Genomic DNA, 26,176 nt, shown 5'->3' with positions numbered 1-26,176 from the left:
AAAGCAAACAACTTAAAACTTGAATTAATTATCTTACTTTTATTCTATTACAAAAACAACCAAAACCATATAATTAAAATCATGAATAGAAACATTCTTTTTTTTCTTTTTATTGCTTTACAGGCCAATTCACAAACCATAAAAGCAACTTATACAGAAAAAATACTTAAAACAATTGGAAAAGAAAGCAGAGCCATTTCTAATGAAATTAAACCTAAAACATTTACTTATTCTTATGCTGATAAAAAATCTATTACTGAACTAATCCCATCACAAAAATCATCTATTGATACTTCACATGTAGAAATTGGAGGTCGTAAGCTTGAAACCTATAATCAAATTGATCTCCCTACAATTGACATAACCTTTAAAAACCAAAATAACAAATCAATACGAAAAGAATATACTATCAGCAATAAAGATTTTAGCGCAGAAGAGAAACTTACCGACTACGAATGGACATTTGCAGACGAAACTGCTGTTATCAATGGATACACTTGCAAAAAAGCGACTACAACAAAATCATTAGCTCCTATTACCGCTTGGTATGCGGAAGAAATACCAGTCAATGACGGACCAGGTTTATACTGGGGATTGCCGGGTTTAATACTAAAAGTAGAACTTGGAGAATACACAGTTGTTACAGTTGATAAAATTGTAATCAGTAACGAAAATATTGAAATCAAAGAACCAGAAATGAAAACCAGACCAGTTTCAATTCGTCAAATGTACAAGGACATCAAAACTTATCTAGATTCAATAAGTCCTCTTGCAAAATATAAATAATATTTTGTCTTGATAAAACGCAATACTATAATCTTATTGTCAACTTCCGTATCTTTGTACTTTGAATTATGATATATGGAAACAGTCATTGAAAACATACCACCTGCAAAACCTAAATGGTTGAAGGTAAAATTACCAATTGGACAAAAATATACTGAACTTCGTGGTTTAGTCGATAAATACAGCTTAAATACAATTTGCACCTCTGGAAGCTGCCCAAATATGGGAGAATGCTGGGGAGAAGGTACTGCTACTTTTATGATATTAGGAAACGTCTGTACTAGATCTTGTGGTTTTTGCGGTGTTAAAACCGGCAGACCAGAAACAGTAGACTGGGATGAACCTGAAAAAGTAGCTCGTTCTATAAAAATCATGAATATCAAACATGCTGTTATTACAAGTGTTGATAGAGATGATTTAAAAGACGGCGGTTCAATAATTTGGATTGAAACGGTAAAAGCGATTCGCAGAATGAATCCGAATACTACACTTGAGACTTTAATTCCGGATTTTCAAGGAATGGAAAGAAATCTTGATAGAATTGTGGAAGCAAATCCAGAAGTAGTTTCGCATAATGTTGAAACTGTTCGACGTTTAACTAGAGAAGTTCGTATTCAAGCAAAATATGATCGTAGTTTAGAAGTTTTGCGTTACTTGAAAGAAAAAGGAATAAACAGAACTAAATCTGGAATCATGTTAGGTCTTGGAGAAACGGAAGAAGAAGTTTTTCAAACTATGACCGACCTTCGAAATGCAAATGTTGATGTTGTTACTATTGGACAGTATTTACAACCCAGCAAAAAGCATTTACCTGTAAAAGAATTCATTACACCTGAACAATTTGCTCGATATGAAAAATTTGGTCAAGAATTAGGTTTCAGACATGTAGAAAGCGGCCCGTTAGTTCGTTCTTCTTACAAAGCTCAAAAACACATATTATAAAAGGTTATTTGTTTAACTGTTTAATCGTTTAATCGCAGTGATAAAACGATTAAACAGCTGAACGATTAAACAAATAAACAAAATATTGAAAACAAGAATTGCTATTAATGGTTTTGGAAGAATTGGAAGAAACTTATTCCGACTGCTTCTAAACCACCCTGAAATTGAAGTTATTGCAATTAACGACATTGCCGATAACAAAACCATGTCGCATTTAATAAAATACGACAGTATACATGGTGTTTTACCATTTAAAGTATCTCATGATGAAAATGGGATAATTGTTGATGATAGACACTTTTTGTTTTTTCATGAAAAAAGCATTTCTAACTTAGATTGGAAAAGTCATTCTATCGATTTTGTTATAGAATCAACGGGAAAATATAAAACACACGAAGAATTAAATGCACATATAGAAGCTGGGGCAAAAAAAGTAATACTCTCTGCTCCTTCTGAAGTAGACACGATAAAAACTGTTGTTTTAGGAGTAAATGAAACTATTTTGGATGGAACCGAAGACATTGTTTCAAATGCAAGCTGTACAACAAATAATGCGGCTCCGATGATAAAAATCATCGAGGAATTATGCGGAATTGAGCAGGCTTACATTACAACAATACATTCATACACAACTGACCAAAGTCTTCACGACCAGCCACATAAGGATTTACGCCGTGCGAGAGGCGCAAGTCAGTCAATTGTTCCAACAACTACAGGTGCAGCTAAGGCATTAACAAAAATTTTTCCTAAATTGCATGAAAAAATAGGAGGCTGCGGCATTCGTGTTCCAGTTCCTGATGGTTCATTGACCGACATAACGTTTAATGTAAAACGCGCTGTCAGTATTGAAGAAATTAATAAAGCATTTGAAGAAGCCTCAAAAACAAATTTAAAAGGAATACTAGATTATACTGAAGATCCTATCGTTTCTGTTGACATAATTGGCAACACGCATTCATGTCTTTTTGATGCACAACTTACTTCTGTTATTGATAAAATGGTAAAAGTTGTGGGTTGGTATGATAATGAAATTGGATATTCATCGAGATTAATAGATTTGATTTTACTGATAAGAAAAAAATAGAATTCATTGTAAAAGCATTGCAATACATGAAATACCACATTCTTATTCTGGTTTGTTTTTTTAATTCATTTTTGTATTCTCAAACTAAAAAGAATACGGATAGTGTTTCCTATTACAATAAACTCGCCAACAAAAATCTCAGTAATAAAAAATACAATACAGCTGTTTTTTACACTCAAAAATCAATTGATTTTTGCGAAACGCATCATCATACTCAAAATCTTGCCAACCAAACCTTTAAGCTTGGGAAAATATTTTATAATCAACAAAAATATGATGAAGCTTTAAAGAACTTTCACAAAAGTGTTTCTTCATTTGACAGTGTAAAACCTAATTGCACAAAAATTTTGGCACTGCATTATATTGGTGCCGCAAACACGGCAATGGGCAACTACAAAACTGCCGATATATATTACGCAAAAGCTCAAGACCTTTTAAAAGAACTAGGAGTTATTGACAGCGCCGAAGTTCTCACCTATCAAAAAGCAATGGCATTTAAGTCAAATCAGAACTTACGCTTAGCTGCCAAAACTTTACAAAAAATCACCAAAAAACCTGATAATCCTGCTATTATAAAAACTAAAAGCAGTTCTTACTATCAGCTAGGATTAATTGAAACTGCACTTAAACGAAATGATTCTGCTATAATTTATTTTGACAAAGCTTTAGATTACAATGCGCAGACAAATGATCTTTCGCAAAAATCTAAAATTGTTTTAGCAATAAGCCAGTATTACAAAAAAAACAGAAATTTTGATCTTGCTTATTCTTATTTAGATGAGCATTATCAATTAGAAAACTATATTTTAAAATTAAAAAATGCCAAAATTGATTTTAATGAATACCAAAAATTCAAAAAAAATCAATCTTTAAATAATAGTATAAAACGCGAAAGCGAAGAAAAAATTCAATTAAAAACATATCGATACTCTAAACTAGTCAGTATTTTGGCAATTGCTTTAATTTCGATTTTATCGCTTTTGAGTTTAGCTTTATACAAAAACAATATCATTCGAAATCAAAACAACCTGCTTTTACGAGAGAAAAATAAAGAATTAATTCTAGCTAAAAACAAAGCTGAAAAAGCTTCTAAAGCCAGATCAGAGTTTTTATCAACGGTAAGTCATGAACTTCGTACACCGCTGAATGCGATTAATGGAATCACCCATTTATTACTCGAAGATGATCCGAAAGAAACACAATTAAAATACTTAGAATCCTTAAAATTCTCAGGAAATTACCTTACTACTTTTATCAACGAAATTCTTGAAATCAATAAAATCGATTCTACTAAAGTCGAAGTTGAAAGTATCAGCTTTAATTTGAAAGAACTTCTTTTTAATATTCAAAGCTCTCTAAAAGAATTGGCTACTGCCAATAAAAATTATTTCAATCTTGAAATAGACAAGTCAATTCCCGACAATTTAATTGGTGATCCTACTAAATTGTCTCAAATTATATTGAATTTAATCAACAATGCGCTGAAATTCACTCAAAACGGACATGTAAATGTAATTGCAAAATTGTACGCTGAAGAAGAAGATACGGCAACGGTTTATTTTGAAATTGTTGATACTGGAATTGGAATTCCTGAAGATAAATTACAAAGCGTTTTTGAAAGTTTTTCGCAAGGATCAATAGAAGTAAATCGAAAATATGGAGGAACTGGACTTGGGCTTACTATTGTAAAAAAACTAATTGAACTTTTGGGAGGCGAAATAAAATTGAAAAGTGAAGTTGGCAAGGGATCTACTTTTACTTTTAAATTAGATTTTAAAATCAATAAAGAACCTTTGGAGGTTGTACAAGAAGAAAAAACATACGATGATTCTCAATTAAAGAACAAATCAATTTTACTGATTGAAGACAATAAAATCAATCAGATGATTACTCGAAAAATGCTGGAGAACAAAGCTATAACTTGCGAAATTATCGATAACGGAGAAGAAGCTGTTGAGCTTTTAAAAGTAAAGCGTTTCGATATGATTTTAATGGATGTTCATTTACCAGGCATTAACGGAACAACAGCAACGCAGCAAATTAGAGAGTTTGATAAAACAACTCCTATTATTGCGTTGACTGCGATTTCGCTTGACGAAAACAGAGATATGCTTTTATCTTACGGAATGAATGATGTTATTACAAAACCATTCGTTCCAGATGAGTTTTACAGCACAATCGCCAAGTTTTTTTAAAGTAAAAACTTAATATTCTAAAATCAAGTTTTTTATCAAAGCTCTTACTTGAGGTTCTGCCATTTTTGCTGCTTCAAGAACTTCGTCATGAGAGATCGTATCTATACTTTCCTCATTACCCATATCGGTAATTACTGAGATTCCAAAAGTTTCTACATCCATGTGGCGTGCTACAATAACTTCTGGCACAGTTGACATTCCTACGCAGTCTGCGCCAAGAATTTTAACCATTTTATATTCAGCCAAAGTTTCAAAAGTCGGTCCCTGTAAGCCAAAATAAACTCCATCATGAATTTCGATATTCAATCTTAATGCAATTTCTTTCGTTTTGGCAATCATTTTTCGAGAATAAGGCTCACTCATATTTACAAATCGAGGTCCAAAACGTTCATCGTTTTTACCACGCAAAGGATGTTCCGGCGCAAAATTGATATGATCTTTAATAATAACAATCGAACCTACTTTATAAGCTGCGTTTACGCCTCCCGACGCATTTGAAACTAATAATTTATTAACTCCCAAAAACTTCATTACCCGAACTGGAAAAGTAACTTCTTCCATCGTGTATCCTTCATAAAAATGAAAACGACCTTGCATCGCAACCACTTTTTTATCTCCAATAGTTCCAAAAACTAAAGCACCTTTGTGCCCTTGAACTGTAGACACAGGAAAATTAGGAATTTCATCATAAGGTATTGTAAATGCTATTTCGATATCATTTGTAAAACCTCCTAAACCTGAACCCAAAATCACCCCATATTCTGGCTCGAATTGTGTTTTTGATTTTATATAACTAACTGTTTCTTGAACTTTTTCCCACATAATTTAAAATTGTTTTATCAAAATTATTTTGTTCCCCGAGAAAAGAACTTCTTATAGGCAAATAAAATAATTGCGATACAATACTGGTGTCCCTTAAACGAACATAATCTTTCTCGGTTGTAATAATTTTATGTTTTTTTGCTTTCTCTGCGATTGTTGTAAGATCTTTTTCTGTAAAATGATGATGATCTGGAAATGTAAGACATTCATCATCTTTAGATTTTAAAAAATCAAAAAAGGGTTTTGGCTTTGCGATTCCTGCCAAAAGTAATTTTTGTTCATTTTTAATTTCGTCGACTGTCAATTTCTCTGTTTGAGAATAAACACAATCATCATAATCTATAAAGGTAAAATATAATTCTTGTGATGCTTCCAGTTTTAACTTTCTTCTAATATTTTGCTGTTGAGATTCATCCAATTTAGCAGGACATTTTGTAACAATAACAATATTGGCTCTTTTTGCTCCACTTATAGCCTCACGCAGATTTCCTGTTGGCAGCATAAAATCATCCGCATACAAATCACCATATGAAGTAAGTAAAATATAAAAACCAGCTTTTACTTTACGGTGCTGGTAGGCATCGTCTAGTAAAATCACTTCTGGTTTTTCTCGCTGCGAGAGCAATTGAGTAATTCCATTTGTACGATTTGCATCAACGGCAACCTGAACATTTGGAAATTTTTGATAAAACTGAAACGGTTCATCACCTAATATTGAAGCATTTGAATTTGCATCGGCCAAAACAAATCCTTCTGACTGACGTTTGTAACCACGACTTAAAGTCGCCACTTTATATTTGCTTGACAATAATCGAATCAAATACTCAATTTGAGGTGTTTTACCAGTTCCTCCTACACTTAAATTTCCAACCGCAATAACAGGAATATCAAATGAAGTCGATTTAAGAATTCCTTTATCAAAAAGAAAATTTCTAATTGATGTGATTAATCCATACAAAATTGCAAAAGGAAAAAGTATTTTTCGAAGTATATTCATTTTACGAAAGTATAATTTTTTTCGTTAATTTGTTTCTAGTTTCAGGTTAATGCAGCAGCCGAAATCTGAAATTTAAAACTCGAAATACAAAGAATAATGAAAATCAAAGAAATAGTATTAGTTCTAGAAGAAATGGCACCATTGGCCTATGCAGAAGATTTTGATAATGTTGGTCTTTTAGTTGGAAATACTGAAACCGAAAGCACTGGTGTTTTAGTCTGTCATGATGCATTAGAAACTGTGATTGATAAAGCTATTGCCAAAAACTGCAATCTAATAGTTTGTTTTCATCCTATTTTATTTTCTGGAATCAAAAAAATAACGGGAAAAAATTATGTTGAACGCGCCATTTTAAAAGCAATCAAAAACGACATTGCTATTTATGCCGTTCACACTGCATTAGACAATCATTCTGCAGGCGTTAATAAGATTTTCTGTGATGCTTTGGGATTAACCAATACTAAAGTTCTGATACCGAAACAAAATTTCATTCAAAAATTAGTAACCTATACCACTCCAGATAATTCTGAAAAAGTTCGTAATGCCATGTTTGAAGCCGGCGCAGGAACTATTGGTAATTATGATAATTGCAGTTTTAATACTGAAGGTTTTTTTACTTTTAAAGGAAACGAAGACAGCAATCCTGTAATTGGAGAAAAAGGAAAATTACATACTGGAACGGAAATAAAAATTGAAGTTATTTTTGAAAAACACTTGCAATCTAAAATTCTTAAAGCACTGTTTTCGAATCATATCTACGAAGAAGTCGCTTATGAAATTTACGATCTTCAAAATGCACATCAAAATATTGGTTTGGGAATGATTGGCGAGTTTGAAACTGAAATGAATGAAAAAGATTTTCTTCATTTTGTAAAAGAAAAAATGATAGCTGACGGAATACGTCATTCTGCTTTTTTAGGTAAGAAAGTAAAAAAAGTAGCCGTTCTAGGTGGTTCAGGAAGCTTTGCCATAAAAAATGCAATTATGGCTGGAGCCGATGCTTTTTTAACTGCTGATTTAAAATACCATCAGTTTTACGAAGCTGAAAATCGATTACTTTTAGCAGATATTGGTCATTTTGAGAGTGAACGCTATACAAAAAACTATATTGTTGATTATCTTCGAAAAAAAATCCTTAATTTTGCCATCATTTTATCAGAAGAAAATACAAATCCAGTTAAGTACTTATAGAATATGGCGAATACGAAAGAATTAAGTGTTGAGGACAAGTTAAGAGCAATATACGATTTACAGCTTATTGACTCTAGAATTGACGAAATCAGAAACGTACGAGGTGAGCTTCCTTTAGAAGTGGAAGATTTAGAAGATGAAGTTGCAGGTTTAAGCACGCGTTCAGAGAAACTGAAAAGTGAACTTGAAGTAATTGAGGAGCAAATCAAGTCTAAGAAAAATGGTATTGATGAGCATAAAGAGGTTATCAAAAAATACACAAAACAACAAGAATCAGTTCGTAATAACAGAGAATTTAATTCTTTGACTAAAGAGGTTGAATTTCAAGAATTAGAAATTCAATTGGCTGAAAAGCAAATCAAAGAAATGAAAGCTTCTATCGAGCATAAAAAAGAAGTTATTTCTAACTTAAAAGAAAAGCTTGACGCAAAAAGTTCTCATTTAAAACATAAAAAATCTGAACTTGACGCTATCATGGCAGAAACTCAAAAAGAAGAAATCTTCTTATCTGAGAAATCTGCTGAGTTTTCAGGTCAAATTGAAGAAAGATTGTTAGCAGCTTATACAAGAATCAGAACTAGTGTTCGTAATGGTTTAGCAGTAGTTTCTATCGAAAGAGGAGCTTCAGCAGGATCATTCTTTACTATTCCACCGCAAACTCAAGTTGAGATTGCTTCTAGAAAAAAAATCATTACTGATGAGCACTCTGGAAGAATTTTAGTTGACAGCGCATTAGCTGAAGAAGAAAAAGAAAAAATGGAACAATTGTTCTCAAAATTCTAAATAGAAGTCCCGATTTAATCGGGACTTTTTTTTTATATTTTTTTTGCCACGATTTATACCAAATTTGACTAATTTTTAATTTGTTTCTAGATGGAATAAAAATTCGTGCTAAATTTGTGTAATTCGTGGCGAAACTTTTCTAGATCGATTCCCGAATATTATTTTTACCATTAAATTATTTACTTTGGGAATTAAAAAAGGAATCCGTTTTATTACTTTAAAATCTGTTGGGCAATACATTAACTTTCTAAGTTATGTTCGCCCTCAAAAAGCTGTTGAGCTTTCTTACGCCCTTTTTAGTCAGCCTCGAATAGGAAGATTGCAAAAAGAAGCACTTCCAAAAATTTTGCGACATACAGAAACGGAAACTTTTAATCTTAATGAACATCATTTTCAAACATACATCTGGAAAGGAAACGAAACTAAAATCTTATTAGTTCATGGCTGGGAAAGCAATGCTTCGAGATGGAAAAAAACGCTTCCGCATCTTCAAAAATCAGGAAGTACCATTATAGCAATTGATGCCCCTGCCCACGGTCAAAGCAGCGGTAAAGAATTTAATGTTCCGCTTTATGCCGAATTTATAAACAAAGCGGTAGAAAAATACCAGCCGACAATTATAATTGGTCACTCGATTGGCGGTGCAGCCTGCGTGTATCACCAATACTTATTTCCGAATACGAGTATAAATAAAATGGTTATCCTGGGAGCTCCATCAGACTTGAAAACTTTAATTGATAACTATATTTCAATGTTAAGTCTGAACACTAAAATGTTCTCGCTTTTAGAAACTAAATTCTTAGATCGATTCAATTTTAAACTGGAAGATTTTTCAGGACAAAAATTTGCTTCTGAATTTAATGTCGAAGGTTTTATTGCGCATGACACTTCAGATGATGTCGTTGCTTTTGAAGAAGGTAAAAAAATTCACAGTAACTGGAAAAACAGTCAATTTATCGAAACTAAGGGCTTAGGCCACGGAATGCACGATGATGAATTGTACAACAAAGTAATTGGGTTTCTTTTTTCTGAAGGTACAAAGTAATAGAGAATCAAGGGAACAAAGGTTTTTCTTATTTTGTATTTTATTTCTAATTCATAATATTTAATTCAAAAAAATGATTGCTGTAATTTTTGAAGTTATTCCTAACGAAGGAAAAAAAGAAGAGTATTTAGATATTGCAGCAAAACTGCGTCCGGAATTAGATCACATCGAAGGTTTTATCTCAATCGAACGGTTTCAAAGCATTAGTAATCCTGAAAAGGTTTTATCATTGTCTTTTTGGAAAGACGAAGAAAGTATTCAGCAATGGAGAAATCTTGAAATGCATCGTCACGCACAGGCAAAAGGACGCAATGAAGTTTTTAAGGATTATCATTTAAGAATCGCAACTGTTGTTCGTGATTACGGAATGTTTGATCGAAAAGAAACTCCTGAGGATAGTTCTCAATTTCATAAATAAGGTACAAAGTTCCTGAGGGACAAAGGGACAAAGGTTTTTTTAGTGAATAAAGTAATCACTTTGCGTGCATTTTGAAAGAAAAAAATCCGCTTAAATCCGCGTCTTTTCGAAGCAAATCCGTGTCATCCGTGTTCTATAAAACGTTTGTAAAGATTTGGTTCCTCAAAAAAATAAGATTGTGTAAAATTTACAATCCAACAATCTAAAGTCTGAAATCTAAAATTCTAAGAAGTCTAAACTTTTGCCTATTTTTGCAGTATGGAAGAGAATTTAAAACGTTTGAATAAATTTATTGGCGAAACTGGCTATTGTTCGCGTCGTGAAGCTGATAAACTTATAGAGGAAGGACGTGTTACAATAAATGGTGCTGTACCTGAAATGGGAACTAAAGTTTCACCTGATGATGAAGTACGCATTGACGGAAAACTAATTGTTGAAAAGCACGAAAAACTGGTTTATTTAGCATTCAACAAACCTGTTGGAATTGAATGTACCACTAATCTTGAAGTTCGAAATAATATCGTTGATTACATCAATTATCCCAAACGTATTTTCCCAATCGGAAGGTTGGATAAAGCCAGTGAAGGTTTAATTTTTATGACTAATGATGGTGATATTGTAAACAAGATTTTACGTGCTAGAAATAACCACGAAAAAGAATATACGGTTACGGTAAATAAACCTATCACGGAGCGTTTTATTCAGCGAATGGGAAATGGTGTTCCTATTTTAGACACTGTTACTAAAAAATGTAAAGTAGAACAAATTAGTAAATACACTTTCAAAATCATTCTAACACAAGGATTAAATCGTCAGATTAGAAGAATGGCGGAATATTTGGGTTATGAAGTTACGGCGTTAAAACGTATCAGGATCATCAATATTTCTTTGGACATTCCTGTTGGAAGATACCGCGATTTGACTGATGATGAAATTAAAGAATTAAATCAGTTAATTGAACCTTCGAGTAAAACTGAAGAAGCAAGTTTACCGAAAGTTGAAACTCAAAATAAGCCTTCTAATAGAAGAACAACCTTTATTTCTAAACACGATCCTAGATTTAAGAAAAGAGGAGAAAACTAAATACTAAAATCCCATATGTTCTAACATATGGGATTTTTTATTTCTATTTACTTTTTATCCAAAAAATCATAATACAAAGCTTTAGACAGAAAGTTTGCTTTCTGATAATTCAAAATCGATTCTTCTCTAATAGCTTCAGGATATTTTCCGTTTAAATTATTTCTCTTGAAATACTCACGTCGAGCATCATCGTTAAAATTCAATTCGCTTAAAAAAACGGGCTCAACACCTCTGTTTACTGAAATATTGTAATTGGTTATAAGATTTCCCCAATTCACAAAACTGCAAACTAAAATTGTTCCGTAGAAATACCAAACCATTTGATTGACTAAGTAAGCATTTGTTTTTTGTTTTGCAATTTTTAAAAAAGTATAAACCAAACCTATAATTGCTAAAATTAAAAAAGCATAAACTCCCAAACGTTTATATGTTAATCCAAAAGAGGAAACATACTCTGAGTTTTTGATAATAGTACTAACAATCAAAACTGCATTTAGAATAATCCATACTTTAGCAAGTTTTTTTAAAGATGTTGCTTCTTCATCAAAATTGAATCCGCCTTTAAAATAAAATAAGATTACACCAACGGCCATCAAAATTGAAAAAATCACAGCATTTACACGCTCGTGTGTATCAGCGCTTAAATTTGCTTTATCTGCAGCTTCAAAAAACTGCTCGTAATTATATGTTCCAATAAAAATTAAAAGCAAAATATTAAGCAGTACCAAAGTAATTACACCGCTCTTTCTTTCGAAATCAAGATCTAAAAATGAAAATGTACTTTGACTCTTTACTTCAGAAATATTAGTAAACTCATTGTCCAACTTTGGATTAAACTCATAACAAGCATCTGGAACCCAATAATTCCAAAAACTAAATGAAATATAGAACCCAAGTATTGTAATTAAGATTAGTTGAAAAATATCGATATCTAAAGTATAATCTGTAAACAATGAAGAGAAATGATTACTTCCAAAAGAATAAACGATAAAAAACAATCCCAAAAAGACAACTGGAATAACGACAAAAGCTACTAATTTTTTAGCAAAGTCATTATGAATTTTTCGCTCAGGCAGCCATTGACTAAAGATAAAGATACGCCCAATTGAAGTAAATCCGTTTAAAAAAATCAACGGAAAGATCTGTACTATTTTAAGTTCTCCATCCTGAGTTTTAAACTGTAAAAAAAGAACTGAGAAGGCTAAAGCGAAAAAGGAAGCTGCATCTCCATACCACGCAAAAGCGAAGCATGACAATATTGATGTGATTACCAAAATTAAATGCGATCTATCAACAAACTTCTCTTGAAAGAAGTAACTAGTTAACAATGTTAAAATTACACCAAAAACACCAATATTAACTCCTGGATTTTGATTGTAAAAAAGTAACGTAAAGACCACTGTACAAACTAAAATAATTTGATGCTTTTTCATGATTAAATAATTAAAAGTACTTTGCATTTCAAAGTAATTAGACAAAAAAATATAGTTATTAAGATTTCATTAATTTTTCGAGGTAAGAAAGGTGTTCTTTAAACGCCGCGCGGCCAAGCGGTGTTACTTGATAAGATGTTTTAGGCTTTTTGCCGACAAATTCTTTCTTAACTTCGATATATTGTGACTTTTCTAATGCAGAGGAATGACTTGCTAAATTACCATCGGTGATATTTAAAAGCGTTTTCATCTCGGTAAAATCTACCCAGTCGTTAACCATCAGAACGGACATAATACCCAATCTGACACGGCTTTCAAAATCTTTATTTAGTTTATCAATAATTCCCATTAGGTTATTTGTATTTTTTGAACATCACTAATCCGTATACAATATGCAGGATTCCAAATCCAATGATCCAAAATATCAATCCATATCCAATATAAAAAAGCGAAATACATCCTAAAACAAGTTCAGAAAAACCTAAATACTTTATGTCTGAAAAAGTATATTTTTCTGCATTTACAACTGCAAGTCCATAAAATATCAAAGTCGATGGCGCAACTAAACCATAATTTCCATGATACATTAAAGCCAGACAAAATATACCTCCCACAGCAAGTGGAACAGCAAGATTAAACAGCATATTTTTTGTTGCTGATGTCCAAATTGGCAAATTGTATTTTCGGCTTTTTCTGATTGTAAAAAAGGCTCCAAATACAAAAGCACAGACTAATATTATGATTCCGGTAAAAAACAAATGAGAAACCAAACTACCTGAAAGCAAAATATGTTCATCTGTAAAATACTCAATACCATTAAGCTTAAATAGCTGATACACGTATAATCCTCCTATCAAGGCTGAAAGTCCAGCAAAGACTCCCGAAAGTCCGCTTAACGATATAAATCTTGAAGAACGCTCCATCATGGAACGAATGTGTGCTAAATCTTCTTGGTGTTTCTGACTCATAATAAAAGTACTTTGCATTACAAAGTTATTGTTTATTTTGAACTGGCAAGTAAAAAGTATAAAATATTTTCGAGAATAATATTGATTTCTTAAAAGATATGGTACCTATGCAAGAAAACACGAGGTCTGGTAAGGTGCGTGAGGGATAGGAATAAGCTGCCGAAGCAGCGTGGATAGCCCGACCGTATTTGCAAAAAGGCGCACATATGCGTAAAGATTGGAGTGCCTTTTTGCAAATACGTTCACGCCCAATATAAAATGAAAAAACCTATTCTTGCGAATAGGCTTTTATATTATTTTCAATTCTTAATTTCTAAAACCATCTTTTCTTTTTGAACAAAAAGACGCCAAAAGCTGAAAATAAAAATGAGACAAAAAGAATAATCCAAATACCGTATTTGCTTTCTTCAAGACCATTTGGCACATTCATTCCATAAACACTGGCAATTAAGGTAGGAATCACAAGAATGATAGAAATTGAGGTCATCTGTTTCATAATATCATTCATATTATTAGAAATTACAGATGCATAAGCATCCATCATTCCAGTTAAGATGTTACTATAAATATTGGCTGTATCCTGCGCCTGGCTTAATTCGATTTCTACATCTTCTAACAAATCCGGATCGTAGCTTGCTTTATGTGCTCGCAGATTTTTTATACGATGAAATAAAACATCGTTTGCTTTTAATGAGGTAATGAAAAAAACCAAACATTTCTCGATTTGGAGTAATGCCTGCAATTCTTCATTTTTTATTGACTTCTCTAAATTATCTTCAGCCAGTTTTATTTTCTGATTGATTTGTTTTAGGTATTTTAAATACCAAACACTTGATGACAATAACAATCTTAGAACCCAATCTAAATTGTCTTTGACTTGAATGTTTTTACGTCGTGAATACAACATAAAATCATATATGATCTCTGTTTTGTAAAACGTAATTGTAACACAAACATCGTCTTTAAAAATTACGCCAAGCGGAATGGTTTGAAAAGGAAGTTTAATATCGTTGCTTTTTATGGGAACACGCATGATAATAAGCGTCCAGCCGTCTTCAATTTCTATACGAGGTCTTTCGTCGATATCCTCTATATCATTGTAAAAAGCTTCGGGAATTTGAAGTTCTTCGAGTAAGTATTTTTTTTCTGTTTCTGATGGATCTTCAATATTAATCCAGCAGTTTGGAGTCCATTTTGAGACTTCTAGTAATCCGTTGTCATTTGTGTAAAAGGCTTTCATTTCAAAATACAGGGTGTTATCACAGCATTTTGAAATTTTCAAAAGCTGCTTTTAATTTAATACTAACGAATAATAATCGTCCATTTGGGCATGTGTTTTTTAAGTGGTGCAAAAGTATTCTTTATTTTTAAGAACGAAAACTTTAAACTACTAATTAAATATTAAAATGGATCTTTGCGCAGATTTTAAACACATAGAAACATAGATTTTGTAACTGTAAAAAAGGCGTTTCACTTTATTTAAACAAACATAGCTGGAGTCCGAGTAAACTATGTGAAAGAAATTTGTTTCTCTTTTGCATTTCTTTTTTGAAAATTAAATTCTATGTTTCTATGTGTTTAAAAAATTAATGCAATAAAAAAGCCTGTTCTATATAGAACAGGCTTTTTTTTATATTTTTAGGCAATTTTATTTGTTTTTTGCACTTCGCATTTTGCGCGCTAAAAGTGTATTTTTTAATAACATTGCAATTGTCATTGGTCCTACTCCACCAGGAACTGGGGTAATGAATGCAGCTTTTTTGCTTACTCCGTCAAAATCAACGTCACCTTTAATAACATATCCTTTTGCGTTTGACGCATCTTCTACGCGAGTAATTCCAACGTCGATAATCGTTACTCCTTCTTTTACCATATCCGCTTTTAAAAATTCAGGAACTCCTAAAGCTGTGATAATAATATCAGCATTTTTAGTGAATTCTTCTAAGTTTTTAGTACGGCTGTGTGTTAAGGTAACTGTCGAATCACCTGGATTTCCTTTACGGCTCATCAAAATACTCATTGGACGCCCAACGATGTGGCTTCTTCCAATTACAACTGTATGCTTTCCTGAAGTTTCAACTTTGTAACGTTCAAGCAATTCCATAATCCCGAATGGTGTTGCTGGAATAAAACTTTCCATTTCAAGCGCCATTCTACCAAAGTTTGTTGGATGAAAACCATCTACATCTTTATCAGGATCGATCGCTAATAAGATTTTTTGCTCGTCGATGTGTTTTGGTAACGGTAACTGAACGATGTATCCGTCTAAATTGTCATCTTCGTTTAACTCTTTAATTTTAGCTAACAATTCCTCTTCGGTAATTGTTTCCGCCAGACTCACTAAAGTTGAATCAAATCCGATTTCCTGACATGATTTTACTTTACTTCCTACGTAAGTTAAACTTGCTCCGTTGTTTCCAACCAAAACTGCTGCTAAATGAGGCACTTTTCCTCCTGCGGCTTTTATGGATTGAACTTCGGCTGCAATTTCGTTTTTAATGTCGTTAGATGTTTTTTTACCGTCTAGTAGTTGCATTTTGTTGTTTCAAGTTTAAAGTTTCATGTTTCACATTATTTGTGAAACTTAAATATTTATGTAATTAAAAAAGTTTCAAATTTCAGTTTCATAACTTGAAACCTAAAACTTGAAACTTTTAATTTTATTATCTCGGCATTCCTCCTGGCATTCCTTTCATGCCTCCCATCATTTTCATCAGATTTTTTCCGCCTGGGCCCTGCATCATTTTCATCATCTTGCTCATTTGGTCAAACTGCTTCATTAACTGATTTACCTGCTCGACTTTAGTTCCGGAACCTTTTGCAATTCTGGCTTTTCTTTTTACGTCGATTATGGCTGGTTTGCTTCTTTCGATTGGCGTCATCGAGTGAATGATTGCTTCGATATGTTTGAAAGCATCATCTTCGATCTCTACATCTTTCATGGCTTTTGAAGCTCCTGGTATCATTCCAACCAAGTCTTTCATATTACCCATTTTCTTTACTTGCTGAATCTGCGTTAAGAAATCATCAAAACCGAATTCGTTTTTAGCAATTTTCTTTTGAAGTTTTCTTGCTTCTTCTTCGTCAAATTGTTCTTGAGCTCTTTCAACAAGCGACACAACGTCACCCATACCAAGAATACGCTCAGCCATACGATCTGGATAGAAAACATCAATTGCTTCCATCTTCTCGCCTGTACCTACAAATTTGATTGGTTTGTTTACAACCGATTTAATCGAGATTGCAGCTCCACCACGAGTATCACCATCTAATTTCGTTAAGATAACTCCATCAAAGTTTAAGATATCGTTGAAGGCTTTTGCTGTATTTACAGCATCTTGTCCTGTCATAGAGTCTACAACGAACAATGTTTCTTGTGGTTGAATTGCTTTGTGAACACGTGCAATTTCATCCATCATTTCCTGATCAACTGCTAAACGTCCAGCTGTATCGACAATAACAACGTTGAAACCGTTTGCTTTTGCATGTTTAATTGCATTTTGAGCAATCTCTACAGGATTTTTGTTTTCTGGTTCTGAGTAAACCTCAACACCTATTTGATCTCCAACAACATGTAACTGATTAATCGCCGCAGGACGGTAGATATCACACGCTACAAGAAGTGGTTTTTTATTTTTCTTTGTTTTTAAGAAGTTGGCTAATTTTCCTGAGAAAGTAGTTTTACCAGAACCTTGAAGTCCAGACATTAAAATAACGCTTGGATTTCCAGAAAGATTAACTCCGGCAACATCACCTCCCATTAATTCTGTCAGCTCATCTTTTACCAGCTTCACCAATAATTGTCCTGGTTGAAGCGTTGTTAAAACGTCCTGTCCAATTGCTTTTTCTTTTACTTTGGTTGTAAAATCTTTAGCAATTTTAAAGTTAACATCGGCATCAAGTAAGGCACGACGAACTTCTTTTAAGGTATCGGCAACGTTTACTTCTGTAATTTTACCGTGTCCTTTTAATATATGGAACGCTTTATCTAACTTATCACTTAAATTATCAAACATACTATTTTCTTTATTTGAAGTGCAAAGATAATCTAAATAGCTATTTCAGGCAATTTTTATTTATACGCATTTTTTGCCACAAAGACACATAGGCGCAAAGTTTTTTTGCCACGAATTACACTAATTTCCCTAATTGCAAAAATTATTTTTTCACTCTCGCAGATTGGGCAGATTACTTTTTAGAGTACACACAAAAATCAGCTATATCTGCTAAATCTGCTAGAAACAAAAAAGGCACAAAAAATAAAACCTTTGCGCCTTTGTGACTTTGTATCTATGAACCTATTATTTTAAAACTGGAAGTAAATAAATGGCTGTGAACCAGCAACCGCTGTTGCATAAACAATCCAATAAACGAAACCTAGAATTACTGCTTTTAGTAATAATGGTGTTTTGTCAAAAACGAATTTCATTTTATCTGTTATTACTTCTGGCAAGAAATGCCAAACGTATCCAAACAACATTAATAAAAACACATTTTTATAGCCTAAAATTATTGCCTGCCAATGTTCTGGTTCGAAAGTTAGCTGACCAATATTATTAATTACCTGCAAAGCGGTTTCGAAATCTCTTGCACGGAAAAAGATCCAGCAGAAAACTACAAAATGAAATGTAATCACGATTGAAAAGAATCTCCATAAAAAATTTGAACCTTCTTTTTTAGATGGAAAAAATTCCATAAAAATCTTATGAACGGCTAATGCTAAACCGTGTAATGCTCCCCAAACAATAAATTGTGCTCCTGCTCCATGCCATAATCCTCCTAAAAGCATTGTTGTAAACAAATTCAAATTTGTTACTAAAGTTTGTTGGCGCTTGCTTGAAAGTAAAAAAGACAAGCAAAAAAGTGCAATTGAACCAAATGCAATTATTAACGGAATTACACTAGTATTATAACTTGTTATTCCCCATAACAGCAATCCGAAAAAGAACAAACTCGGAAATAAATATCCTGCAAATGATCCTTCTCTGTTTCCACCGATCGAAATATACAAGAAATCTTTTAACCAGGTTGAAAGCGAAATATGCCATCTTCTCCAGAAATCTGTAATCGATGTTGACTTATATGGTGTTCTAAAGTTGGCTGGTAATTTGAATCCGAGTAATAAAGCGATCCCAATTGCCATATCTGAATATCCAGAGAAATCACAATAAATTTGAATGGCATAACCGTAAGAAGCCATTAAATTTTCGAATGAAGTATAACTCATCGGCGTATCAAAAACACGGTCGACAAAATTTACTGAAATGTAATTTGAAATTACTGTTTTCTTAATTAATCCTCCGATAATCAAAAATAAAGCATTGTTAACGTCTTGCTTTGTTAAGTTTAATTTTTGATAAATCTGAGGAAGGAAATCTTTGGCGCGTACAATTGGCCCGGCAACTAATTGCGGAAAAAAGGAAACGAAAAACAAATATTCGATGTAGTTTTTTGTAGGCTTAATTTCTTCTCGATAAATTTCAATAATATAACTCATCGATTGAAAAGTATAAAACGAAATCCCGACTGGAAGAAATATATCATGGAGCTTAAAATTGCCATTGAACATATCATTATAAGTCGCAATCATAAAGTTAGTGTACTTGAAATATCCAAGCAATCCTAAATTTAAAATTACACTAATAACTAGATATAGTTTTTTTCGACTGTCTTTTGTTTCATTATAGATAATTTGGCTCAAACCATAATCTACAACTGAAGAAAGCAGTAACAGTAAAAAGTAAATTCCACTTGACTTATAATAAAAGAAAAGCGAGAAGAGAATAACGTACGTTAATCTTAAATAAAATGTTTTGCGCAAAAAGCCATACACAAAATAAAAAACCAGAAATAATCCTAAGAATAATCCCGTATTAAATAATAGCTTTTCCTCTGGATTATAAATAAACCAGCTTTTTACTTGTTCTATTGTTATTGCACCAAAATGACCTATGAACCAATCATTAATGCTGTCTATTGTTATCAATTTAATTCTTTGATTTAAAATTTTCGTATGCTTTTAAAAATGCCTCTGTAAACAAATTTCCTTGTTTTTCATATCCTTTTTTGGAATAATGAACCCAATCTGGCCCAATTAATCCGGTAGTTTTTAGATTCCGAATTCCTTCCATTCCGCCAAGTTCTCCATATAAATCCCAAACTGCAAAGCCATCTGTTTTTGCAATTTCAAGAATACTTTTTGCATAATCTCTAATATAAACATTTGGTTTTCTCGCTTTGAGTAAAGAAGGCGGCGGTGTTGTTACTATTATAGAAACATTACTATTGTGTTCTTTTACTTTTTTTATAAAATCGCGTAATTCTTCTATATAAGCAGTACTCTCCATATGATCATAACTTTCATTTGTTCCTAGTGAAAGAACTAACAAGTCTGGATGCAATGATTTTAACTGCTCAAAAAACAAAGGATATTTATTATAATCCGAGAACTTTGCGCCATTCACACCAATTCCGCTATAAATAATTCCTGGAGCATCTTTTTCTAAAACAATTCCATTAAGCTCATATTTATCTGCATTTTTGTTAGGAAGCAAATAAATTTTATCCAGTGGTTTGTCTGAATGATAGGTATGAGAAAACGAATCTGATTCTAAATCTAAAGTGACAAATTCTGAACTTACAATATTCTTTGGTCTGGTTTCGTTTGTTGAAATTTTTAATGTTCGTCCTGCACGAATATTGTTTGATTTTAAATGATTTTCTCTTTTTATTTCGGCAATTGACACATTGTATTTATCTGCAATTGTTGAAATTGCTTCTCCCTTTTTTATTTTATGTGTTATAACTTTTCGCTCTGTTGTCTGAATCGTTTTTGTTTGCGTTGATGTTGCCAAATTAAACATATCCTCGTTTTGAGGTGTTATTATATAAATGGAATTAAATTTATAGGCTGCATCTTTAATATTCAATTCAACAACAAAACCGTCATTATTCCTCCAAAGTGCAATTCCGCTTAAACCAACAGGACAGTTTTTAAAAGGATGAATATTGCGATAGCTTTCCCACGCTCTATTTGAATAAAAACGTTCGTTGTAAGAGCCGTTTGTTTTTGCCAGTTGATAAGGAAAAACTAAGCCTCGGCCTGCATTTCCAAATTTTTGTTGGAGATTTTTCCTAATTTCATTGGTCATTAAATCACTCTGAATATGAGAATCTCCAATGTGAGCAATATTAATTTTATGATTATTATTACTTTCATTATCCTTTACTTTCTTAAAAAACGACTCTAATACAACTGCATTATAAATTTGATTACCTGAAATAGGCTCAACTACTGCTGTATCAATCTTATGAATCATGTTTTTTGTTATTGAAAGTGAATCTGTCTTGGGAGTTTTATCGTTTGTTGAGAAAAAGAGACAACAAAAGAAAATAATTAGTCTATTCATTTACGCTGTCTATTTTTACAGATACGGAATCTGTTTTGGGCTTTTTACTTGTTCTAGTTGTAACGCCTGATTCGCGTTTTTCACGTAAAACCTTATATTGCTCGTAACCTTTGTTTAATTGATTGTACAACAAATTACCAATTGCTTTTGCACCTCTTTGATTAAAGTGTGTATAATCTTTATTGGCTTTTGCCGGAGCTTCATCAACCCATTTTACCATTGAACCATCACCTCCCATTAAGGTATATAAATTGACAAATCCAGATTCTGTTTCCAGTGCATATCTTTTTTGAGCTTTCATTAAAGGAACTACTGCCGAATCTGTTTTCATTTCTAAATCATATTTAGTCGATTTATCTGCGGTTGAAACAATTAAAATAGAAACTCCCGGAAATGATTCTTTTATTTTGTTTACGGTTTTTGTCATTCCTTTTTCGTACCAGAAATAATTTTTGGTTCCGTAATTCAATACGTTAGTTCCGTAATGAAGAATAATCAAATCGTATTTTAGGCTGTTATTAAAAGCCTTCATCACATTGGCATCGAACATCGAAATTGGAAGTCCCGAGTTTCCTCTTTGAGAGAAATTATCAACATGAACACCGCTGCCATTATCAAAATTAAATCCATAAATTGGAATTGAATCGGCATGAATAAAATTTGCTTTAAATCCTTTTATACTTCCCGAAGTCACTTTTAAACTGTTTACTAGATTACTTGGAGCCAGCGTTCTTCGAAGTGTATCTTTTCCGATTATAAAGTTCACATTTCCTTTTTTAGAAGATCTTCCGTAAAATAAGGTTGGATTATCTAACGTTTTTGTATGTTTTGGAAGTCCGGCTTCGTATTGAACCCAAGTTGTGTTTGATTTGTCATTTGCAAAAAACACATGTCCGTTTACACCAAAAGGACTTGCTGGTCTTTTTACATTTAAATAGGATTGGGTTTTCCAGTTTTTAGAATAAGTCGATTTTACTGATCCGCGTGAAGCTGCAGATTCTGATGTTATAGGAACAAAACCAACTCCATTTCCGCCAAATCGATCTTGATAATTTGTTCGAACATCTTGCACAATTAAATCTCCGTCTGTCATCGAATCTCCATAATAAGCAATTCGTACTTTACTTTGCGGATTTTGTTCCAGCTGATATAATTTTTCATAAAAAGAAATCAGGTATTGATATCCTTTATAGTTATCAAAAGTTTCTGACGGAAATTCGATTCCTTCAGATGCATCATAAACTATTTTTTCCTGCCCAAGTTTACGTTCGCTTTCTTCAATACTGTCGCTTTTTGAAGACAAAGAATCTTTTGCAACAGACTCTAGAAGCAGACTGTCGATTAGTACATTTTTTGAATCTACTTTACTGTCAGAAAAAATCTTATCTGGCAAGATTTGCTTAAATCCAATGAAAGCTACAAACGCTAATGCTACGATTGCAAAAGACTGAAAGAAATATGATTTTGTATTCACTTACTAATTATAATTTGAAGAATAGAATGACAAGAATTAATTATCAAAATTCCTGTTAATTCTGTTTAAAAAAATTGATGCGCAAAGATAGAATTAAATCATTCATTTTTGGTTCATTTTAACAATAAAGAAAACAAAAAAAAGAGGCTAGAAAAATCTAACCTCTTTATCAAAAAAAAAATAAAAAAACAAAGCTAATGATTAACTGAATTTTAGTTTGGTATTATTTAAAAATTACTTTAAGATAGCGTATTCCAAAACAATATTACCTCTTTCTCCCGCATCATTTGTCATTGCAAGGAATTTAACTTTATAATAGTTTCCTGCAGCATCTTTAACTACATAAAAACGATCTGTTCTAATGCTTGGTAATGAACCATTTTGACCTCCGCCATTTCTCCAGTTAGCCCCAATCATTCTTTGATCAGTAACAGAAGATTTAAAACTATCTTCTACCACTTTTGCTTTTGTAAAATCAGCGTAAGATCCTCCCGCGGAAACTAAAACTTGGTAAACTTGCGTTCCTCCTTTTAAATTTGTAGTAATAAAATCTGAATATGCGTAAGTAACTTCACCACCAGGTCCCATGTTTAAATAATTTGTAAACACAGTAAAATTTAAGTCCCATTTCGCTTTTGCAGGTTCAACTGAAACCGTATTTCCTGAAGTTAAACTAAAAAATGTGAAATTAAAATCAGCATCTTTAGAAACTGTTTTTTCTGTAAACGTTTTTGAAGCTAAATCAGCATACTGAATTTTATACCCATTACCGCTTCTTAAGATTCTAACTTTCTTCCATCCTCTAGGATCTCCATCAACTGCAACATTACCAGGATTTGCTTTTGCAGTTCCTACTGCATATCCAAGATTTACCAAATAAACTTTGTTATCTGCATCTGTAGCAGAAATTTCTGCAATTGCTGTTCCGATACCTGCTCCGGCACCTGCCAAAACCCCAGTAGGATTATCAACATATCCGTTGGAAGCTTGAGTTTCTCCTCCTCCTGCTAAAACTTTTATATCGATTTCTTGTGCTACTGTAATATCAGATGTCTCTAATTTTTTAACAGCCATTCTAATTGATCCATTAAGGATTACTCTAAAATCTGTACCTGTAGAAAATCCAAAATCCCAAGCTCCTCTATTTACAGATTTAGATTCTGCAGTACTTAAATCAAGATAAACTTGATTTGGCTGATTTGCTCCGCCTACTGATTCTTTCAACGTTTCTCCTACCGTTGGAACTTCAACTGGATTACTATCATCATCACTTGAACATGCAGCCAGCGACAATAGGGCGATTGATAAAAATAAAAGTTTTTTCATTGTATTCTGTATTTATATTAAAGATTAAGGTTATATGCTAATTTTAAAAAATAGGAACGGCCGTATGCAAGCATTACTTCTCCTGGTGAAGCATGCACCGCATTTTGATTTGTTCCAGATTGAATCACATTGGTTACATCTAGAATATTTCTTGCTCCTATAGTGACTTCAAATTGATCTTTAAAGAAGTTTTGTCGAATTGAAGCATCAAGCCAATTGCTTGGGTCAATTGTAGATAAAAGATAAGATGATGACCCTTCTACAAATTGCTGTGTTCTACCGTTATATTTATAATAACCAGAAATTATAGTTTTCCATTTCGGAATTGTATATGAAGCACTTGCATTTAGATTGAAGGAATAAAGAAACTTATCGTCTGATGTAAATTCTTGATTTTTTATCTCTTGAGAAATTCCAACAATCGCTGCACCAAAATTAAAAGATAGATTGCCTTTTTTAAATTGGTTCATTGTCGAGAAATTCCACATTCTGTATTTACTGATATTAACGTATTCGTATTCTGGATTACCTGTATCAGGATTGAATCTTACCAAAGCCATATCAATTCTATCATCAACATCTAAATAGCTTCCTGCAAAGGTGTTTGAAAGTTGAATTCCTGATGAAAAAACAGTTGTTTTTTTAAGACTAGCTTCATAAGACATACTTGTTTCTGGAATAAGATTTTCGTTTCCAGTAAAAAAATGCCCGTCAAAGATTTGTTTTGAATATAACTCTTCGAAAGTCGGCGTTCTAAATGAGCTTCCGTAAGAGCCTCGAAGTTCAATCCCTTTATCAAACAAATATCTCAAACCAAGAGATGAAGCATATTGATTATCAAATTGAGATTGCGCAGAAAATCGTATTCCTGGTCTAATAGAAAATCGCTGCGTTGCCATGATTTCTGAAGAAGCAAAAAAATCATAGTTTTCAAGTGTTTTTCGAACGGGCGACATAATATTATTTGCTTCTTGAACAAGGGAATAACCACGATTATTGACAAACTCATATCCAATTTGCAGATCAACTTTTTTGTCTGAAAAAAAGTTATTCAACGTTCCTGTAGAATAAAGTACTTCCATCGACTGATCTTTGACCGTAACATTATTTGCTTCTGTTTTAGTAGATAAGTAATATCTAAAATCTTCTACATCACGCGCTTGTTTTTGATGAGAAAGAGAAACATTGTAATTCAATTGTGAAAACAGTTTACCTGTCGCATTTAAGTTATGAAAATAACGATTTGTTAAATATCGTTTATCATCAGCATAACGATACGAACCTAAAGTAGAATTGTATCCAGATTGTACTGTACTATTATAATAATCTACATTTTCATCCAAATACTCGAATTTGTAGAAAAATCGAAAATTATCTTTATGGTATGCGATTACTGCCGAACCGTTTAACTGGTCTTTTGGAAGCCATCGATATCCTCTTGTACCATCATTTTCACTATAATCAATTCCATTTTTATCGCTCAAATATCCTTGAAAATCATTTCGATTGGCGCCTATTGAAAAATACCAATTTTTATTAAATGCATGAGATACTTTTAAAGCCTGTACGTGGCGTCCTTCCTTAAAAAGAGAATATTCATCACTAACCGTTTCTTCTTGAACTGATGCTGTAATTCCCCATTTATATTTCGAAGATTTTTTGGTTATAATATTTAAAACACCACTTACAGCATTAGCCCCATAGGTAACTCCCATTGAACCTTCAACAATTTCAATATGATCAACATCATTTAAATTGATTTGTGATAAATCAATATTATTTCCTAAACCTGCCTCATTAACCAACGGAACATTATCTATCAAAATTTTAAAATACTGTGCGTCTAGTCCAAATAAAGAAACTGTAGATCGACCGCTTGTTCCACTTGGTCTTACTGTAATATTTAAATATTGATTTAAAACATCAGCCAAATTATTTGCTGCTAAATTTTGTATATCCTGATTTGAAATCACACGTACATTAAATACCGATTTCTTAATTGATTGTGGTTCAAACTGCCCGGTAACAACCACTTCAGAAAGTTTTTCTCGTGAAGCAATAGTATCTTTTTGCTGTGCAAAAGAAATTTGACAAAAAGGCAATGCTGCAAAAAGGATAAATTTTAGTTTCATTATTTTTATTCAATCTTAATAATCGGTGCAAATATATAACTATTTTTAATTGTTCTAAATAAAATTTATATATTTGCAAAAATTTAAA

General features: G+C 32.5%; 22 protein-coding genes. 9 read left to right on the top strand and 13 right to left on the bottom strand.

Annotation, left to right across the window (positions count from 1 at the left end):
• Positions 1–81: 81 nt before the first annotated feature.
• From B0A81_RS10340 to B0A81_RS10325, 4 genes are all read left to right on the top strand, one after another.
• Positions 82–786, top strand: a complete 705-nt coding sequence (locus B0A81_RS10340) for a GLPGLI family protein (protein WP_089057965.1) — start codon at positions 82–84, stop codon at positions 784–786.
• A 75-nt stretch (positions 787–861) separates the two neighbouring features.
• Positions 862–1,728, top strand: a complete 867-nt coding sequence (gene lipA / locus B0A81_RS10335) for a lipoyl synthase (RefSeq protein ID WP_089057964.1) — start codon at positions 862–864, stop codon at positions 1,726–1,728.
• Positions 1,729–1,813: 85 nt separating this feature from the next.
• Positions 1,814–2,812, top strand: a complete 999-nt coding sequence (gene gap, locus B0A81_RS10330; RefSeq protein WP_089057963.1) for a type I glyceraldehyde-3-phosphate dehydrogenase — start codon at positions 1,814–1,816, stop codon at positions 2,810–2,812.
• A 26-nt stretch (positions 2,813–2,838) separates the two neighbouring features.
• Positions 2,839–5,007, top strand: coding sequence for a tetratricopeptide repeat-containing hybrid sensor histidine kinase/response regulator (locus B0A81_RS10325; RefSeq protein ID WP_089057962.1), 2,169 nt, complete (start codon positions 2,839–2,841; stop codon positions 5,005–5,007).
• 9 nt (positions 5,008–5,016) lie between these two features.
• Here B0A81_RS10325 and B0A81_RS10320 read toward each other — a convergent pair whose 3' ends face one another.
• Entirely contained in the window at positions 5,017–5,829 is an 813-nt protein-coding gene (locus B0A81_RS10320; RefSeq protein WP_089057961.1) for a purine-nucleoside phosphorylase, read from the bottom strand.
• Positions 5,801–6,826, bottom strand: a complete 1,026-nt coding sequence (gene lpxK / locus B0A81_RS10315) for a tetraacyldisaccharide 4'-kinase (protein ID WP_089057960.1) — start codon at positions 6,824–6,826, stop codon at positions 5,801–5,803. Before lpxK ends, B0A81_RS10320 begins: the two co-directional genes overlap by 29 nt.
• A gap of 96 nt (positions 6,827–6,922) precedes the next feature.
• Between lpxK and B0A81_RS10310 the strand changes: the two genes are divergently transcribed.
• From B0A81_RS10310 to rluF, 5 genes are all read left to right on the top strand, one after another.
• Positions 6,923–8,017: a Nif3-like dinuclear metal center hexameric protein gene (locus tag B0A81_RS10310; protein WP_089057959.1), complete on the top strand. Its 1,095-nt coding sequence runs from the start codon at positions 6,923–6,925 to the stop codon at positions 8,015–8,017.
• 3 nt (positions 8,018–8,020) lie between these two features.
• Positions 8,021–8,800, top strand: a complete 780-nt coding sequence (locus B0A81_RS10305) for a zinc ribbon domain-containing protein (protein ID WP_089057958.1) — start codon at positions 8,021–8,023, stop codon at positions 8,798–8,800.
• A gap of 184 nt (positions 8,801–8,984) precedes the next feature.
• Entirely contained in the window at positions 8,985–9,845 is an 861-nt protein-coding gene (locus B0A81_RS10300) for an alpha/beta fold hydrolase (protein WP_089057957.1), read from the top strand.
• 73 nt (positions 9,846–9,918) lie between these two features.
• Positions 9,919–10,263 (top strand): antibiotic biosynthesis monooxygenase family protein, encoded by a 345-nt coding sequence (locus B0A81_RS10295; protein WP_089055862.1) that lies wholly within the window; start codon positions 9,919–9,921, stop codon positions 10,261–10,263.
• 258 nt (positions 10,264–10,521) lie between these two features.
• Positions 10,522–11,346, top strand: coding sequence for a 23S rRNA pseudouridine(2604) synthase RluF (gene rluF, locus B0A81_RS10290; protein WP_089057956.1), 825 nt, complete (start codon positions 10,522–10,524; stop codon positions 11,344–11,346).
• A 47-nt stretch (positions 11,347–11,393) separates the two neighbouring features.
• Here the strand turns inward: rluF and B0A81_RS10285 are convergent, their stop codons facing one another.
• The 11 genes from B0A81_RS10285 to B0A81_RS10235 form a co-directional block, all read right to left on the bottom strand.
• Complete coding sequence (locus tag B0A81_RS10285; protein ID WP_089057955.1) at positions 11,394–12,779, bottom strand: DUF4153 domain-containing protein; 1,386 nt, start codon at positions 12,777–12,779, stop codon at positions 11,394–11,396.
• A 58-nt stretch (positions 12,780–12,837) separates the two neighbouring features.
• Positions 12,838–13,128 (bottom strand): winged helix-turn-helix domain-containing protein, encoded by a 291-nt coding sequence (locus B0A81_RS10280; protein WP_089055859.1) that lies wholly within the window; start codon positions 13,126–13,128, stop codon positions 12,838–12,840.
• Between the two features lie 4 nt (positions 13,129–13,132).
• Positions 13,133–13,747 carry a hypothetical protein gene (locus B0A81_RS10275; protein WP_089057954.1) on the bottom strand — a complete coding sequence of 205 codons (615 nt, stop codon included), beginning with the start codon at positions 13,745–13,747 and terminating at the stop codon, positions 13,133–13,135.
• 313 nt (positions 13,748–14,060) lie between these two features.
• Complete coding sequence (locus tag B0A81_RS10270) at positions 14,061–14,987, bottom strand: magnesium transporter CorA family protein (RefSeq protein WP_089057953.1); 927 nt, start codon at positions 14,985–14,987, stop codon at positions 14,061–14,063.
• 408 nt (positions 14,988–15,395) lie between these two features.
• Positions 15,396–16,283: a bifunctional 5,10-methylenetetrahydrofolate dehydrogenase/5,10-methenyltetrahydrofolate cyclohydrolase gene (locus B0A81_RS10265; protein WP_089057952.1), complete on the bottom strand. Its 888-nt coding sequence runs from the start codon at positions 16,281–16,283 to the stop codon at positions 15,396–15,398.
• Between the two features lie 127 nt (positions 16,284–16,410).
• A complete protein-coding gene (ffh, locus tag B0A81_RS10260) occupies positions 16,411–17,763 on the bottom strand; it encodes a signal recognition particle protein (RefSeq protein WP_071635121.1) in 1,353 nt (450 codons plus the stop codon).
• A gap of 290 nt (positions 17,764–18,053) precedes the next feature.
• Positions 18,054–19,733, bottom strand: coding sequence for an MBOAT family O-acyltransferase (locus tag B0A81_RS10255; RefSeq protein WP_089057951.1), 1,680 nt, complete (start codon positions 19,731–19,733; stop codon positions 18,054–18,056).
• A gap of 1 nt (position 19,734) precedes the next feature.
• The gene (locus B0A81_RS10250; protein WP_244281363.1) at positions 19,735–21,066 is read right to left on the bottom strand and encodes a GDSL-type esterase/lipase family protein; all 1,332 of its coding nucleotides are present in this window, start codon (positions 21,064–21,066) and stop codon (positions 19,735–19,737) included.
• Positions 21,067–21,148: 82 nt separating this feature from the next.
• Complete coding sequence (locus tag B0A81_RS10245; RefSeq protein WP_089057949.1) at positions 21,149–22,630, bottom strand: SGNH/GDSL hydrolase family protein; 1,482 nt, start codon at positions 22,628–22,630, stop codon at positions 21,149–21,151.
• Between the two features lie 234 nt (positions 22,631–22,864).
• On the bottom strand, positions 22,865–23,956 hold the full coding sequence (locus B0A81_RS10240) for an HmuY family protein (RefSeq protein ID WP_089057948.1): 1,092 nt from the start codon (positions 23,954–23,956) through the stop codon (positions 22,865–22,867).
• 17 nt (positions 23,957–23,973) lie between these two features.
• Entirely contained in the window at positions 23,974–26,088 is a 2,115-nt protein-coding gene (locus B0A81_RS10235) for a TonB-dependent receptor plug domain-containing protein (RefSeq protein WP_089057947.1), read from the bottom strand.
• Positions 26,089–26,176 lie beyond the last annotated feature (88 nt).

Origin of the sequence: Flavobacterium plurextorum, assembly GCF_002217395.1 — a bacterium.
GTDB classification, from domain to species: domain Bacteria; phylum Bacteroidota; class Bacteroidia; order Flavobacteriales; family Flavobacteriaceae; genus Flavobacterium; species Flavobacterium plurextorum.
The sequence above is the reverse complement of the archived record's forward strand: the minus strand, read 5'-3'. Positions and strand labels throughout refer to the sequence as shown.